Genomic DNA, 15,669 nt, shown 5'->3' with positions numbered 1-15,669 from the left:
GCCCGAGACGGCCCTTGGCGGGAATTTCATGATCGGTTTCGCGGCGCCGGTCTTCGACCGGGGGGCCGGCGTCGCGTCTTCGGCCGGGCGGCCGGCGTCACCCGGCGGGGGGTCACGCCCCGGAGATCTCCAGGCCGAGCTCCCGGGCGGCCTCCAAGGCCAGATCGCGGGCGTAGTCCTGGTCGTGTCCCGCCTCGCACAGGACGCGGTGGACACCGTCGATCGCCCGCCGGTCGCCGCGCGCCGCGAGGCCCTGGGCGGCCTCGGCGACCGTCGTGAGGTCGCTGTCGGCCAGCCGTTCGGCGAGCGCGTCACGGATCGGCGGCGTGTCGGCCGCCAGGCTGGCGAGCCCCATCGTGGCCCAGTCGCGCACTTCGGCGTCGGGACTCTCGCTCAGCCGGATCAGCGTGGCCAGCCCCTCGTCGTGATCGGGAGGCAGGACCGCGGCCAGCGCCATCGGATCGTTGACGGTCGGTGTCCGCCCCGGCCGGTTCACGATGTCCAGCACCTCGGCCAGGGCACGCTGGTCGGCGTGATGGCCGAGCGCGTGCAGGATCGACTCGACGACCTCTGGATCGCACTCCTGCGCCGCCATGTCCCTGAGGAGCGGCAGGCTGCGCTCGCGGTAGGGCCTCCTGTCGGCGTCGTAGCCGAAATCGGCCAGCACGTCCACGCCGAACTCGCGCTCCAGCGGATCGTCGCTGTCGCACAGGCGGGCCGCCGCCTCGAACGTCTCGTCGTCGTGGCGCCGCTGCAGGGCGTGCACGGCCGCCCACCAGGTCTCGTCGTCCTCGTCCAGGTCCCGGTACGGCAGGGCGCGCCTGAGCAGCTCCTGGGCGGACGGGCGGATTCCCATCGCGACCTCCAGAGAGGTGGCGATGGCCGCATGGCCGTACTGCCGGGTGATCCCGTAGCCGCCGCCGTCGGCGTTCCTGGCCTCCACGGTGACGCGCTGGGTGCCGTCGGAGGCGTGCGTCTTGGCCGTGATGATCGTGTGGTCGGCGGTCGCCTGGGTGGTGACCTCCTCGCGGATGGCGGTCTCCAGATCGACGGCGGCCCAGCGGGTGGCGATCTCCAGGGCGGTCGCGCCGCCGGAGCCGGGCAGGGCCGGATCCGCGCCGTGGTCCAGCAGGGACCACACGAGCCCGTACGCCCCGAACCGCGCCGCCAGGGTCAAAGGGGTGTCGCCGTCGTCGTTGGCGAGGTCGGGACCGGCCTCGGAGTCGAGCAGGATGTCGGCGGACGCCAGGTTTCCGTTGGACGCCGCCCACAGGAGCGCCGTCCAGCCCCCGTCCTCCCTGACATCCGGGTCGGCGCCGCCGTCGAGCAGCGCCTGGACGGTCTCCGCGTGATCCCAGGAGGCGGCCGCGCAGAGCGGGAGCCCCTCGCACTCGCCGCCGCTCACGTGGTCCGGGTCGGCGCCGTGATCGAGGAGCAGCCGCACGATCTCGTGCGCGCCGTCCACGGCCGCCAGATAGAGCGGGGTGGTGCCCTGGACGGGGTTCAGGACCCGGTTGACGACGGGGTCCAGCAGGGTGTCCGGGGGGAGCATCGCCGCCACCCGGGACACGTCCCCGTGCGCGATCGCGTCCAGAAGCTCCTTGCGGGTCACCTCTCCATGCTCACACAGGCGGTCGATTCCTTCCCAAGGAGGATTGGGCGGGCCCGCCCGGCGGGATAGCGTGTAGGGCGTGAATGATCCGGGCGGAATGCGTGCTTCCGACGCCGAGCGGGAGTCCGTGGTGGAGAGGCTCCGTGAAGCCTCTGTCGAGGGGCGGCTCACCCTCGCGGAGTTGACGGAGCGCACCGAGGCGGCCTACCTCGCCCAGACCCACGCCGAGCTCGCGCAGATCACCGCCGATCTGCCCGGCGGCGCTCCGGCCGCCGCCCCGCCGCCCCTCGCCCCTCAGCCCATGGCTCCGGCGACGCGCGGCGGGGTCCGCAAGTGGATCGTCGCGATCATGGGTGACGCCAAGCGCAACGGGAAGTGGCGGATCGACGAGGAGATCGGCGCGGTCTGCGTCATGGGCGACGTGACGCTCGACCTCCGGCAGGCCGAGGTCCGGACGAACCAGGTGGACATCGTGGCCACCTGCGTCATGGGCGACATCAAGATCATCGTCCCGGACGGCGTCGACGTCGAGCTGACCGGCATGGCGATCATGGGGGACAAGAAGGTCCAGGTCGTCGAGGCCCCGTCCGGGCGCAACGCCCCCGTCGTCAGGGTCAGGGCGTACGTCGTCATGGGCGACGTGAAGGTCATCGGCGACTCGCGGGCGGAGCCGATCAAGCGCGCCTGGTTCGCGTGGAGCGAGTGGTGGCTGGACCGCCGCAAGGAGATGCGCCACGGTCTCCCCGGCTACGACCACCAGCAGTTGCGCCACGACATCCGGCAGGCCGTACAGGACGGCCGCGAGGCCCGCCGGGAGATGATGCGCGAGGGCCGCGAGGCCCAGCGCCAGTTCACGCGGGAGTCGCACCAGGCGGAGCGCGAGATCCGGCGCGAGGCACGCCAGACCGAGCGGGAGATCCGGCGCCAGGCCCGCGACCCCCGCCGCGACTTCGGTGATCACGCCTGACCCCCCTGCACCAAGGACATCGTCATTCACAAGCCCAACGGGCAGGACGTGCTGTCCTCGGAGTGTGAGGGCGCCCCCGTCGACGATCCGTTCGCCGGGGAGTCGCCGAGTCCGAGCGCGACCCTCTATGTGCCGCCGGACGGCGGCGACCCCTTCGCAGAGTGACCGTTCAGGCCGTCGCCACGTCGGGCGAGCGGTGTACGGCCTGCGCGTACCGTTCGAGCAGGATCGTGACGAGTTCGGGCGCCGGGCCGAGGACTCCGGCCACCACGTCGGCTCCGGCCTTCAGGCCGTCGCGCTCGACCTTGTCGGCGAAGTGACCGGGCGCCAGCAGGTAGGGCGCGACGACCACATGGGAGGCCCCGGCGTGCCTGAGCCGTACGACCTCGTCCGCGGGGGAGGGGGCGGCGGCGGAGGCGTACGCGGCGGTCACCGACCACCAGGGGCGTGACCGCGCCCATTGCCGCGCCATGCGGGCGATGACGGCGTTGGCCCGGCGGTCGCTCGAACCGGCGGAGACCAGGACCACGGCGGTGTCCGGCGCGCCGATCGTGACCCCGGCGTCGGCGAGGCGGCGTTCGAGGGCCGTGACGAGCAGCGGGTGCGGCCCCAGGGTCTCGCCCCGGTGGACGCGGAGCCTGGGGTTGCGGACGGACGCCTCGCGGAGCGCGCCGGGGATGTCCACGCGGCTGTGGTAGGCCGCCGTGAGCAGCAGGGGAAGGACGACGGCCTCGTCCAGCCCGGACAGGGCACGGGCGAGGGTGGGCGGGGCGTGGTCCAGGTAAGCCGTCCGGACGTCGAGATCCGGGCGTGCCAGCCGTACGGCACGCAGGAGCTCCTCCACCGTCGCGGCGGCGCGCGGGTCGCGGGACCCGTGCGCCACCGCGATGAGCGGCGGGCTGTCAGCGGTACGGCTCTGCATGGTCACGGATGGGCTTCTGCCTGGTCGTCGGATACGGGTGGGAACTTGGGCATGATCACGGCGAAGGGAGGGGCAGGTCGGCGGCCGTTCCCGGGAACCCGTGCATGATCACGCTGAGATTAGAGGTGGATGCCGCACTCGATCTTGCCGAGGCCGGACCAGCGGCCGCTCCTCGGGTCCTCGCCGGGGGCCACCTGGCGGGTGCAGGGAGCGCAGCCGATCGACGGGTAGTTGTCGTAGTGCAACGGGTTGATCAGCACCCCGTTGTCCGCGATGTAGTTGTCGGCCTCCTCCTGGGTCCACCGTGCGATCGGGTTCACCTTGACCATCTGGCGCTTGGCGTCCCACTCCACGACCTTGGTGTTCGTCCTGGTCGGGGACTCGTCGCGGCGGATTCCGGAGATCCAGGCGAGGTACGGCTCGAGCGCCCGGTTGAGCGGCTCGACCTTGCGCAGGTAGCAGCACAGGTCGGGGTTGCGGCCGAACAGGCGGGGGCCGAGGTCGCGCTCCTGCTCGGCGACCGTCCTGGACGGAGTGATGTTGATGACGTTGACGTCATAGACCTGCTGGACGGCGTCGCGGGTGCCGATGGTCTCGGCGAAGTGGTAGCCGGTGTCGATGAACAGCACGTCGACGCCCGGCTTCACCCGGCTGACCAGGTCGATCAGCAGCGCGTCGCTCATCGAGGAGGTGAGACAGAGGCGGTCGCCGAACGTGGCCGCCGCCCAGCGGATGATCTCGCGGGCGGGCGCGTCCTCCAGGAACTCCGCCGCGGACTCGACGATGCTCTGCAGGTCGAGCGTCGCCCGCTGCCGATCCAGATTGGCCTCTATCTCCACCAGGGTCATTGCTACTCCTCACACGTCAATCAACGGATCATGAATTAAGTGGTTCAGGAACGGACGCCGAGGCCGAGGAACTTCACCCGGAAGGCGCGGGCGCAGGAGCGGCAGTACCATCCGTGGCTCTCCTCCTCGGTGACATAGGGCTCCAGGTCTTCCTCGCCGCAGTAGGGGCAGTAGAACGGCGCGGCGCGTTCAGACATCTCGGCTCGCCTGGAGGGCCGGCTTCACTTGAGATCCGCCTCGTCGGCGCGCTGGACCCACTCGCTGAACGTCTCGCCCTCGTTCTTCTGCTTCTCGAAGTTGCGGACGACCCGCTCCACGTAGTCCGGTAGCTCCTCGGCGGTGGCCTTCAGCCCCCGGACCTTGCGGCCGAAGGTCGGGTTCAGCCCGATCGAGCCGCCGAGGTGGATCTGGAAGCCCTCGACCTGCTCGCCCTTGTCGTTGACCACGAGCTGGCCCTTGAGCCCGATGTCGGCGACCTGGATGCGGGCGCAGGAGTTCGGGCAGCCGTTGACGTTGATGGTCAGCGGGTCGGTGAAGCCGGGGAGCCGCTTCTCCAGCTCGTCGATCAGATTGGACGCGGTGGCCTTGGTCTCGACGATCGCCAGCTTGCAGAACTCGATGCCGGTGCAGGCCATCGTCTGGCGGCGGAACGTCGAGGGGTTGACCCGCAGGTCGGCCGCCTCCAGCTCCCTGACGATCGAGTCGACCTGGTCGGGCGCGACGTCGAGGACGACCATCTTCTGCTCGACGGTGGTCCGCACCCGGGTGGAGCCGTGGCGCTCGGCGATGTCGGCGATCTCGTGCAGCTTGTCGCCGTCGACCCGGCCCACCTTGGGCGCGAAGCCGACGTAGAAGTTGCCGTCCTTCTGCGGGTAGACGCCGACGTGGTCGCGCCGGCCGCCCCGCGGCTGCGCCGGAGCCGGGCCGTCGGGCAGCGCGTACTCCAGGTATTCGGTCTCGAGCACCTGGCGGAACTTCTCCGCGCCCCAGTCGCTGACCAGGAACTTGATCCGGGCCCGGTGGCGCAGGCGGCGGTAGCCGTAGTCGCGGAAGACCCCGCAGATCCCCGCCCACACCTCGTGGACCTGGTCGGGCCGGACGAAGGCGCCCAGCCGCTTGCCGAACATCGGGTTGGTCGACAGGCCGCCGCCCACCCAGACGTCGAAGCCCTGCTCGCCCCGCTCGCTGACGACGCCGACGAAGGCCACGTCGTTGATCTCGTGGACGGTGCAGTGCGCCGGGCAGCCGCTGACCGCCGACTTGAACTTGCGCGGCAGGTTCGAGAACGCCTTGTCGCCGATGTACCGCTCGGTGATGTCGTGGATCTGCGGGGTGCCGTCGATCACCTCGTCGGCGTCGATCCCGGCCAGGGGGCAGCCGAGCACGACGCGCGGGGTGTCGCCGCAGGCCTCCATGGTGGACAGGCCGACCGCCTCCAGTCGCTCCCAGATGTCGGGGACGGCCTCCACCTCGATCCAGTGGAGCTGGATGTTCTGCCGGTCGGTGATGTCGGCGGTGCCCCTGGCGTACTCGTTGGAGATGTCGGCGATCACCCGGAGCTGCTCCAGGCTGAGCTGGCCGCCGTCGATGCGCACGCGGAGCATGAAATAGCGGTCGTCGAGCTCCTCGGGCTCCAGGATGGCGGTCTTGCCGCCGTCGATCCCGGGCTTGCGCTGGGTGTACAGCCCGAGCCAGCGGAACCGGCCGCGCAGGTCGGCCGGGTCGATCGAGTCGAAACCGCGCTTGGAGTAGACGTCGACGATCCGCTGACGGACGTTGAGCCCGTCGTCGTTCTTCTTGTTCTCCTCGTTCTTGTTCAGTGGCTCACGGTAACCGAGAGCCCACTGACCTTCGCCGCGCGGGCGCTTGTGGTGGCGATTCGCCGGGCGGGCCGGGGTGCTCATGGGCACGTCCTTTTCCGAGGATCGGTCTTCTGAGGATCGGTCTACGGCTCGGGACGCGCTGCGCAGGCGGCCTCCCACCTCTTCGCCGAGTGTGGGGGCAAAGAAAAAGACGCCTGTCACGCGCCCGATCTCAACAGCGGAGGGCGGCGATCAGCTGGCGTCGATACAGATGGCACTGCGGACACGCAGAAGGTCGACGTGGCGTCGCACGACGAGCAATGGGTCCGCTGGCATGTCCCAAACGATACCCCGGAGAACCTGGATGTCCAAGTTCGCGTCCAGGATTCGGGACTGTAATCGGCCGTTCACGCTTTCCGCGGACCTGACCCGTGGCGGCTACCCCTGGCGGACCCAGTTCTCCGGCGGCTCGGGGCGGCGTCCCTCCGGCGGCTCCTGGTGCTGGCAGTCGCACCACGAGCCCCCGCGGCAGTCCTCGTGCCTGCGGTCTTTGCATGCTTCGCAGATCATGTACCTATTGTTCTCCTTCGGTTACGCTGGCGTGAGCCGTACGTCACCGGGAGATGTCATGGGCGTTACCATGTCCGAACTGATCGCCGACCTCCGGGCCGAGACGGCTGAGCTCACCGCCATGATCGAATCCCTCGACCCGGCCGGCTGGGAGCTGCCGACCCCCGCCGAGGGCTGGGCCGTACGAGACCAGATCAGCCACCTGGCCTGGTTCGACGACGCCGCGACCGGCGCCGCGGCCGATCCGGGGGGCTTCCGCGCCGCCCGTGACGCCCTGCTCGCCCGAGGCGACGGCGCGGTCCACGAACTTGTCCTCGCCTCCCGCGGCCTCACCCCGCGACAGGTCCTCGAGTGGTTCGGCGCCGCCCGCGCCCGCATGACCGAGGCGCTGGCGGGGCTGGACGCGAAGGACCGGCTGCCGTGGTACGGGCCGGACATGTCGGCCGCGTCGTTCGTCACGGCCCGCCTGATGGAGACGTGGGCGCACGGGCAGGACATCGCGGACGCGCTCGGCATCGTCCGGGTGCCGACCGTCCGGCTCCGCCACGTGGCGACCCTCGGAGTGCGGGCCATGCCGTACGGCTTCGCGATGCGCGGCCTGCCGATCCCGGCCGGCCCGGTGCGCGTCGAGCTGACTCTGCCCGGCGGGACCGTGTGGGCCGCGGGGCCGATCGGCGTGCCCGACGTCGTGCGCGGCCCGGCCCTCGACTTCTGCCTGCTCGTCACCCAGCGCTGCCACCGGGACGACACCGCCCTGGAGGTGACCGGGGAGACGGCGGACGCCTGGATGGAGGTCGCCCAGGCGTTCGCGGGCCCTCCGGGGAAGGGCCGCGCTCCCGGCCACGCCCCGGCCCTCGCCGGATAGGCGTTCCGGCCGCTCGTTCACCGTGCTCCTTTTACGCGTGCCCGCCCCTATTCTGGGCGTCATACGACGGCGGCTTCTGGGCGTCATATGACGGCGGCGAGGATCCGGCGGAGTCCGGCGCGGACGCGGTCCGGCCGGATCCGTACTATCCGGCCCGCCAGCGGGTAGTTCTCCAATCCTGACAATTCGGTGTTTGTGTCGTGATCGCGTTCTGCGCAGACACCTTGACTGTGCGAATACGGTTGGGTGCCATGACGTCCACGGACGCTTCGACGCGCAGGCGGAGGCATGACTCGCGCCGCGGGATGGCGCGCGCCCGGGCCCGGATGAGCGCGGTGCAGCAGACGAGCGCGTGGGAGCTGGTCAAGGCCACCACTCTGGCGGGCGTCAACTACCGGGTGACGGGGCTCGCCGGCGAGGCGGCCTTCTTCGCCCTGCTGTCGCTGCCGCCGTTCGTGCTGGGGCTTCTCGGCGTCATGGGCCACCTGAGCGGCCTCCTGGGCCAGAACAACGTCCTCGAGATCAAGCAGTGGGTCCTCGACCAGTCGGAGCTGCTGTTCACCGGCAACACGGTGGACAGGGTCGTCAAGCCGCTGCTCAACGACGTCCTGAACGGCGGGCAGGCCTCGCTCATCTCCGTCGGCTTCCTGCTGTCGCTGTGGTCGGGGTCGCGGGCGCTGTTCGTCTACGTGGACCTGATCTCCATCGCGTACGGCCTGGGGGAGACGCGGGGGATCATCCGCACCCGGGTCATGTCGTTCGCGCTGTACGTCGCGGCGCTCGTGATCGGCCTCGTCGTGATGCCGATCCTGGTGATCGGGCCGACCCTGCTCTCCAACGCGCTGTCCCGGTACGGCGTGCTCGTCGCGGTCTTCTACTGGCCCGTGGTGATCCTGGGGTCGGTGCTGATGCTGACGCTGCTCTACCACGTGAGCGTGCCGCACCGGACCCGCTGGTGGCGCGAGACCCCCGGAGCCGTGCTCGCGCTCATCATCTGGATCCTGTGCGCCGCCGTTCTCCGCGAGGTCCTGGCCGCCTGGTTCACGCCCCTGTCCATCTACGGCTCGCTCGCCGCGCCCATCGCCGTGCTGCTGTGGCTCTACATCACCGCGCTGGCCGTGCTCATCGGCGCGACCCTGAACGCCGAGGTCGACCGCCTCTGGCCGCTGAACGGCACGGCACGTCCCCGTTCCTGATCCCTATTTCCCGATCGGCCGGGACGGCTCCCGGGGAAGCCTCCGATAAAGTGGGGTGGTCGCGACTGGCGCTGGCGTGCCCATGGGCGCGTCGCTAGGTGGGGCACCACCGGGGAGCGAACTCGCGGAGGCCGTGCGCCTGGGTCGCCGCCGAAGTCGACGTGGACAAGGAAGGCGCCAATGGCCGAGAACTCGCTGAACGTCGTCGATCCCGAGATCGCCGAGCTCATCAGGGCGGAGGAGCGGCGGCAGGCCGACACCGTCAAGCTGATCGCCTCGGAGAACTACGTCTCCCGCGCCGTGCTCGAGGCGACCGGGACCGTGCTCACCAACAAGTACTCCGAGGGCTACCCCGGCAAGCGCTACTACGAGGGCCAGCAGGTCATCGACCAGATCGAGACCCTCGCCGTCGAGCGGGCCAAGACGGTGTTCGGGGTGAACCACGCCAACGTCCAGCCGTACTCGGGCTCGCCCGCCAACCTCGCGATCTACATGGCGTTCCTCAACCCGGGGGACACCGTGCTCGGGATGGGCCTGCCGTTCGGCGGCCACCTCACCCACGGCTGGTCCGTCTCGGCCACCGGCAAGTGGTTCAACGCGGTCCGGTACGGCGTGCGCAAGGACACCGGCCGCATCGACATGGACGAGGTCCGCGCGCTGGCGCTGGAGCACCGGCCCAAGCTGATCTTCTGCGGCGGCACGGCGATCCCGCGCACGATCGACTTCCCGGCGTTCGCCGAGGTCGCCCGCGAGGTCGGGGCCGTGCTGGCGGCCGACATCGCCCACATCGCCGGCCTCGTCGCCGGCGGGGCCCACCCGTCGCCGGTCGGTCACGCCGACGTGATCTCCACCACCACGCACAAGACGCTGCGCGGCCCGCGTGGCGCGATGCTGATGGCCACCTCGGACGAGCACGCGACGGCCCTGAACAAGGCCGTCTTCCCCGGCCTCCAGGGCGGCCCGCACAACCACACGACCGCCGCCATCGCCGTGGCCCTGCACGAGGCGGCCCAGCCGGACTTCAAGGCGTACGCCGCGCAGGTCGTGAAGAACGCCCAGGCCCTCGCCGAGGAGCTGGCCGGCCGCGGCTTCGACCTGGTCTCCGGGGGCACGGACAACCACCTGATCCTGATGGACCTGACCCCCAAGGGGGTCGGCGGCAAGCCCGCCGCGCAGGCCCTCGACCGGGCCGGGCTGGAGACCAACTACAACACCGTGCCGTTCGACCCGCGCAAGCCGTTCGACCCGTCCGGGATCCGGATCGGCACCCCGTCGGTCACGTCGCGCGGGATGGGCGAGGCCGAGATGCGGCAGATCGGCGCCTGGATCGACGAGGTCGTCACCGCCGTGGCCAAGGGCGACGCCGAGGACGTCATCACGCGGGTCCACCACGAGGTCAGCGAGCTCACCGCCAAGTTCCCCGCGCCCGGCCTCTCATAAGAAGCATCGTGGGTGATCACGCCCCCATCCCAGCGTGATCACCCCAGCCCCGCGTGATCATGCACCCTTTCCCGCGTTGTGCCCGGACCCTGGCCCAACACCGGACGTGATCATGCATCCTTTCCCGGATGTGGCGGTGACCTGAGCCGATGCCATTCGTGATCATGCGGAAGCGGCGTTGGAGCGCGCGCATGATCACGAGCGGCGTTTCGGCTGCTGAGGGGACAGCCGGGGAAGGTCTGCATGATCACGATGGAGAAAGTTGCCGCTCGGGGCGCGCGGGCGGGAGGGCGTGCATGATCACGCCGGGACAAATGGGTTGCGGGGGTGAGGGTGGCGTGCGCTACTGTTCGAGCGTCGCCGCTTGAGGAGGCGGCCACGGAATCCGGGAGGTGACGACTATGCGGGTCTTTCTGACGACCATGCCGTCCGTCAACTCCCGGGTGTCCGCCTAGACCGCGCTGAGGCACCCGGTTTCCGAAGGGTGTCTCACCGCAATGTCTTTCGATCTTTCCCTTCTCGGCTGGCAGCATTTCCTGGGCGGCCGGGACCTCGACGCCGAGCTTCCGACCGGCACCGTCCCCGCCCGCGTGGCCCGGGTCGACCGGGGCGCCGCGGAGGTCATCGCGGCCGACGGCCAGCACCAGGCCCGGTACGGCTCCCGCATCCGCCGGGCCTCCGCCGCCGACCCGGTCGCCCTGCCCTGTGTGGGCGACTGGGTGGCGCTGACCTGGCTGCCCGAGGGCCGCTACGAGCTCCACGAGGTCCTTCCCCGGCGAACCGCGTTCGTCCGGGGAGGGGTCAGCCGCCATTCCACGGGCGGCCTGTCCGGCGACGGGCAGGGTCAGGTCCTGGCGGCCAACGTCGACATCGTCTTCGTGGCCGAGCCGTCCACGACCGACACCGCTGGGGGGCTCCGGGGGGAGGTCCCCCCGGGAAGACACGGCGCGGATCTCGGCAGGATCGAGCGCCTGGTGGCGCTGGCCTGGGAGAGCGGCGGTCAGCCGGTCGTGCTCGTCACCAAGGCCGACCTGTTCGTCCAGGGCCTCGACGACCTGCTCGCCGACGTGGCGTCCGCCGCGCCGGGGGTGGACGTCCATCCGGTCTGCTCGCTCACCGGCGAGGGCGTGGACCTGGTCCGCGGCTACCTGGGCGGCGCGAAGACCGCCGTGGTGCTCGGCCCGTCAGGCGCCGGGAAGTCCACTCTGGTCAACGCGCTCGCCGGGGACGGTGTGATGGAGACCCAGCAGGTCAGGGCGGCCGACGGACGGGGCAGGCACACGACCGTCCACCGGGAGCTCATTCCGCTGCCGGGTGGCGGGCTCATCATCGACACCCCCGGAATCCGCCGGGTCGGCCTGTACGAGATGAGCGACGGAGTCGACCTGGTCTTCTCCGACATCGAGGAGCTCGCCGAGGGCTGCCGGTTCTCCGACTGCGCTCATGGGGACGAGCCCGGCTGTGCCGTACAGGCCGCGATCGGGTCGGGCGAGCTGCCGGAGCGGCGGCTGGAGAGCTGGAACAAACTCCAGCGCGAGGCCGCCTGGATGGCCCGCCGCACCGACGCCCGCCTCCGCAGCGAGGAGACCCGCAAGTGGAAGATCATCCACAAGCAGATGCGGGGTAGATCTCGCCCGTAAGGATCCCCGGCGGCTTATGCCGGGTATGACGATTTTGTGAAACCGAGGCGGGTCCGGCTGCCGTTCATCGACAGAACGCAGGCGGGAACACTGCTCGCCGAGGTCCTGTACGGCATGCGGCCGAGGGACCCGGTGGTGCTGGCGTTGCCGCGCGGCGGTGTGGCGGTGGCCGTGCCCGTCTCGGAGAGGCTTGACGCGCCGCTCGACGTGCTGGTCACGAGGAAGATCGGCTGTCCGGGCCAGCCGGAGCTCGGCGTGGGGGCGATCGCCGAGGGCGGCGAGCCGGTGTTCGACCACGGCCTGCTGGACAAGCTCGGCCTGGAGCCGGACGACCTCGCGCCGACGGTCGAGCGCGAGCGGCGGGAGCTGGCCAGGCGGGTGAAGGTCTACCGGGGGGATCGGCCGCTGCCGGAGCTCACCGGCCGGAACGTGATCGTCGTGGACGACGGCCTGGCGACGGGGGGCACCGCGAGGGCGGCGCTGAGAGCCGTGCGGGCACGGCAGGAGGGAAGCGGCACGGTGACGCTGGCGGTGCCGGTGGCCGCGGCCGACACCGTCGAGGCACTCAGGCGTGAGGCCGCCGACATGGTCGTCCTGGCGACGCCGTGGGGTTTCCGGGCGGTCGGGCAGTGGTACGAACTGTTCGATCAGCTCACCGACGAGGACGTCCTCGACCTGCTCGCCGGGAGAGCCAGGGGACCCTGACAGAGGGCCAGGGGACCCTGACAGAGGGCCAGGGGCCATGACAAAGGGCCAGGGGGCCACGACCAGAAGGGTGTCCCGCTGCCATGATCGGCATGCGGAACACCCTACGGTCTGCTGAAACGTGCCGGGGAAAGGGGGGAAGCCAGCTCAGGCGACTGCGCTGATGCCGGCGCTCGCCGCGCGGCGCATGCGGCGACGACGCTCGGAGGCCCGCTCGTCCTCGTTCAGGCCGCCCCAGGTCCCGTACTTCTCGGGCCGGGAAAGGGCGTAGTCGAGGCACTCGGCCCGCACTGGACACTGAGCGCAGATGGCCTTGGCCTTGCGCTCCCGGATGTCGCGCTCCGGCTGACGCTCACCGTCAGGACCGAAGAACAGCACAAGGTCCTCTCCCCGGCACGCGGCATCATCCTGCCAACCCCAGCTGGGGCGCGGGCGGGCGAGCTGCCGACGTACCTGAGACATGAGAAACCACCTTTGGTGAGAGGTATTTCAGTGTTTGTGCCGCTTTGGACGCTTGTGGCATCCCTCGATCCAACGCCGGGATCGGCCGTGGTGTTCCCGGCTCCAGAGGAGCCCTTCAGGTCAAAGCCGGGGTGAGCTGCCTCAACTCGGCCAACCTGTAGGTCGAGATCTCTTCGGCACAGGTCGTACCACACGGTGCCGTGAACACCGCGGGTTCTACCACTACCCGAAATCGCGACGTTCCACGCTGTGACGTGCATCGCACAACGCACACCGTGGTGTCGCTTTCCGACCGGGAGGATTCCACGGCCACCCCGCCGACCGAGAGCTCGCCGGTGTGGGACCGGACGAAATGCTCGGCGGCTTGCAGTGGCTCAGGGATACCCGCGCGTCCCCGGAAACGGTCGAGGACGACCTCGCCGTGCCGGTACGCGTTTGCCGCCGCGATCGCAGCAGCCTGAGACATGCTGCCGTAGTAAAGCCCGTGTGGCAAGCATACGAGGTTAGCGGCGTATCGATCGCCGCCGACATGTGTGGTTTCCCACACCTCGCCGGGAAGGTTCTCACCGAGGAACCGGGCCAGCGGAAGGCCGAGGCGGGCGCAGCACGCGTTGCGCTTGCCGTGCGTGCACACCAGAAACATCGGCTCGTTCACCAGTATGCAGGACGCCGGAACCACTCCGTGCATCACCGAGGCCAGGTCAAGATCGTCCGGACGTTCGAAGAAGCCCTCGGCCAGCCATGGCTCGTCGCCGGTCGAGGAGGCCACGAAGACGTGCAGTGGCCCCCCGTGGTCCCGGCGGTGACCGGGGCGGCGGATCAGCTGGGGCCGGATCCCGAGCGAGGTCGCGCGGTCGATCAGCGCGTGCACCTCGTCCGGCAGCCGGGACTGGTCGAGGTAGGCCGCCCATGGGCCGGAGTGCTCGATGAGCAGCCAGAACCGCGCGCCGACCGTCGCGCTCGCGAGGATCGGCGCCTCCCCGGTGTGGCAGGCGGCGAGATGGTCACAGCCGTTGGCCATTCGGTCCCGCCTCCTCGCGTAATTAGGTAAGACTTACCTTATCCAATGGCGTCAAGCGGCGCGCGATCAGGCCCCCGCCAAAGCTTCACGGCGCCGCCAGGGCCGCCTCGGCGGCGGGGAGCGCGGCCGCGCGGTCCTCGGGGACGAGGCCGATCCTCGTCCGCCGGTCGAGCAAATCCCCGGCGTCCAGCGCGCCCTCGTGGCGGACGGCCCACACCAGCTCCGCCCGGGTGACGCCCAGCGCCACCGGCTCCGCCAGCGCCGGATCCTCCCGCATCAGGTCCTGTACGGCCTCAGCCTCCCCGCCGTAGCGCTCCACCAGCCGGCGGGGCGCGTTCACGGCACTCGTCGTGGCTCCCACGAGGGGGAGCCGTGCCGTACGGCTGGGGCGGGCGTGCGGGCAGGCCGCGTCGACGGCGTCCTCGGCCATCCGGCGGTAGGTCGTGAGCTTGCCGCCGACGACTGTCACGACACCGCCCGACCGGAGGACCGCGTGCCTGCGGGAGACGTCGGCGGTCCGCCCGCCCCCGGCGTCGATCAGGGGCCGCAGCCCGGCGAAGGCCCCGGCCACCTCGTCCCGTCGCACCGGCTCGGCCAGCACCGAGCCGAGCACGTCGAGGAGGAACGCCACGTCGGCTTCCGGCGCCTCCGGCACGTCCGGCACGGCCCCTTCCAGGGGCTCGTCGGTGAGGCCCACGTAGATCCGCCCGTCGGCCTGCGGCAGGACGAGCGCGAAGCGGTTCCGCTCGCCGGGGATCGGCACGTGCATCCCCGCCCGCGGCCCGCCGAGGGCGCCCGGCCGGAGCACGAGATGGGTGCCGCGGGACGGCCGGAGCCGCACCGAGGGGACGAGCTGCCCGGCCCACACCCCCGTCGCGTTGACGACCGCCCGCGCCCTGATGCCGAACTCGGCCCCGGTCAGCTCGTCGCGCACCTGGGCCCCGTCTCCGGACAGGGTGAGCGCCCGGCACCTGGTGAGGATCCTGGCTCCATGGGCGGCCGCCGTGCGGGCGACGGCCACCACGAGCCGGGCGTCGTCCACGACCCGCCCGTCCCACGACAGCAGCGCGCCGCGCAGGCCGTACCGGCGGAGGGACGGCACCAGGGCGAGCGCGCGCTCCGGGGTGACGCGGGACGGGCCGGGGAGGGCGGGGCGCGGTGTTCCGGCGCCGGCGCGCAGCGCGTCGCCCAGCCGGTAGCCGGCCATTACCGTCGCCGCCTGCGCGGGCGTCACGGCGGACGTTAGGGGCAGCAGGTACGGCTGGGCGCTGACCAGGTGGGGAGCGGTGCGGCGGAGCAGGATGCCGCGCTCGGCGGCGCTCTCGTGGGCCACGCCGACCTGCCCCTTGGCGAGGTAGCGCAGGCCCCCGTGGATCAGCTTGGAGCTCCACCGGGACGTCCCGAAGGCGAGATCGTGGGCGTCGACGGCGGCGACGGACAGGCCCCGGGAGGCCGCGTCGAGGGCCGCTCCCGCGCCCGTCGCGCCCAGGCCGACGACGAGCACGTCCACCACGACGTCGCGAACCTCGTGAAGCTCGCGGGCGCGGCGCCCGGCGTTCAGAGAAGAGTTCATGCCGTTTCCAGAATCGCCCATTACTCTTGAGTAACCTACCTGGAGG

General features: G+C 71.0%; 15 protein-coding genes. 6 read left to right on the top strand and 9 right to left on the bottom strand.

Features of this window, described 5'->3' with window-relative positions; translation table 11 throughout:
- Positions 1-112: 112 nt before the first annotated feature.
- Positions 113-1,612, bottom strand: a complete 1,500-nt coding sequence (locus ABH927_RS09790; protein WP_370020051.1) for an ankyrin repeat domain-containing protein — start codon at positions 1,610-1,612, stop codon at positions 113-115.
- A 79-nt stretch (positions 1,613-1,691) separates the two neighbouring features.
- Between ABH927_RS09790 and ABH927_RS09785 the strand changes: the two genes are divergently transcribed.
- Positions 1,692-2,579: a DUF1707 domain-containing protein gene (locus ABH927_RS09785; RefSeq protein WP_370020050.1), complete on the top strand. Its 888-nt coding sequence runs from the start codon at positions 1,692-1,694 to the stop codon at positions 2,577-2,579.
- Between the two features lie 169 nt (positions 2,580-2,748).
- Here ABH927_RS09785 and ABH927_RS09780 read toward each other — a convergent pair whose 3' ends face one another.
- From ABH927_RS09780 to ABH927_RS09760, 5 genes are all read right to left on the bottom strand, one after another.
- On the bottom strand, positions 2,749-3,501 hold the full coding sequence (locus tag ABH927_RS09780; RefSeq protein WP_370020234.1) for a sirohydrochlorin chelatase: 753 nt from the start codon (positions 3,499-3,501) through the stop codon (positions 2,749-2,751).
- Positions 3,502-3,620: 119 nt separating this feature from the next.
- On the bottom strand, positions 3,621-4,349 hold the full coding sequence (locus ABH927_RS09775; RefSeq protein WP_370020049.1) for a phosphoadenylyl-sulfate reductase: 729 nt from the start codon (positions 4,347-4,349) through the stop codon (positions 3,621-3,623).
- Between the two features lie 44 nt (positions 4,350-4,393).
- Positions 4,394-4,546, bottom strand: a complete 153-nt coding sequence (locus tag ABH927_RS09770; protein ID WP_076434694.1) for an Insertion element protein — start codon at positions 4,544-4,546, stop codon at positions 4,394-4,396.
- 24 nt (positions 4,547-4,570) lie between these two features.
- Positions 4,571-6,253: a nitrite/sulfite reductase gene (locus ABH927_RS09765; RefSeq protein ID WP_370020046.1), complete on the bottom strand. Its 1,683-nt coding sequence runs from the start codon at positions 6,251-6,253 to the stop codon at positions 4,571-4,573.
- Between the two features lie 150 nt (positions 6,254-6,403).
- Complete coding sequence (locus tag ABH927_RS09760; RefSeq protein ID WP_370020233.1) at positions 6,404-6,487, bottom strand: putative leader peptide; 84 nt, start codon at positions 6,485-6,487, stop codon at positions 6,404-6,406.
- Between the two features lie 292 nt (positions 6,488-6,779).
- Between ABH927_RS09760 and ABH927_RS09755 the strand changes: the two genes are divergently transcribed.
- From ABH927_RS09755 to ABH927_RS09735, 5 genes are all read left to right on the top strand, one after another.
- On the top strand, positions 6,780-7,586 hold the full coding sequence (locus ABH927_RS09755) for a TIGR03084 family metal-binding protein (RefSeq protein WP_370020044.1): 807 nt from the start codon (positions 6,780-6,782) through the stop codon (positions 7,584-7,586).
- 251 nt (positions 7,587-7,837) lie between these two features.
- Complete coding sequence (locus ABH927_RS09750; protein ID WP_370020042.1) at positions 7,838-8,782, top strand: YihY/virulence factor BrkB family protein; 945 nt, start codon at positions 7,838-7,840, stop codon at positions 8,780-8,782.
- Positions 8,783-8,962: 180 nt separating this feature from the next.
- A complete protein-coding gene (gene glyA, locus ABH927_RS09745) occupies positions 8,963-10,222 on the top strand; it encodes a serine hydroxymethyltransferase (RefSeq protein ID WP_370020040.1) in 1,260 nt (419 codons plus the stop codon).
- 497 nt (positions 10,223-10,719) lie between these two features.
- A complete protein-coding gene (gene rsgA / locus ABH927_RS09740; protein WP_370020038.1) occupies positions 10,720-11,862 on the top strand; it encodes a ribosome small subunit-dependent GTPase A in 1,143 nt (380 codons plus the stop codon).
- Positions 11,863-11,898: 36 nt separating this feature from the next.
- Positions 11,899-12,567, top strand: coding sequence for a phosphoribosyltransferase (locus ABH927_RS09735; protein WP_370020037.1), 669 nt, complete (start codon positions 11,899-11,901; stop codon positions 12,565-12,567).
- 147 nt (positions 12,568-12,714) lie between these two features.
- On the opposite strand, the gene ABH927_RS09730 is transcribed toward ABH927_RS09735, so the two are convergent.
- The 3 genes from ABH927_RS09730 to ABH927_RS09720 all read right to left on the bottom strand — a co-directional run bounded on the left by ABH927_RS09730 (position 12,715) and on the right by ABH927_RS09720 (position 15,623).
- Positions 12,715-13,029, bottom strand: coding sequence for a WhiB family transcriptional regulator (locus tag ABH927_RS09730; protein ID WP_076434697.1), 315 nt, complete (start codon positions 13,027-13,029; stop codon positions 12,715-12,717).
- Positions 13,030-13,144: 115 nt separating this feature from the next.
- Positions 13,145-14,050 (bottom strand): sucrase ferredoxin, encoded by a 906-nt coding sequence (locus ABH927_RS09725; protein WP_370020034.1) that lies wholly within the window; start codon positions 14,048-14,050, stop codon positions 13,145-13,147.
- 85 nt (positions 14,051-14,135) lie between these two features.
- Positions 14,136-15,623 carry a glycerol-3-phosphate dehydrogenase/oxidase gene (locus ABH927_RS09720; RefSeq protein WP_370020032.1) on the bottom strand — a complete coding sequence of 496 codons (1,488 nt, stop codon included), beginning with the start codon at positions 15,621-15,623 and terminating at the stop codon, positions 14,136-14,138.
- Positions 15,624-15,669: the final 46 nt, after the last annotated feature.

It is taken from the genome of Planotetraspora sp. GP83 (genome assembly GCF_041262585.1).
Lineage (GTDB): Bacteria > Actinomycetota > Actinomycetes > Streptosporangiales > Streptosporangiaceae > JAOEGB01.
Note: the sequence above shows the minus strand (reverse complement) of the source record. Positions and strands in the feature narration are given on the sequence as shown.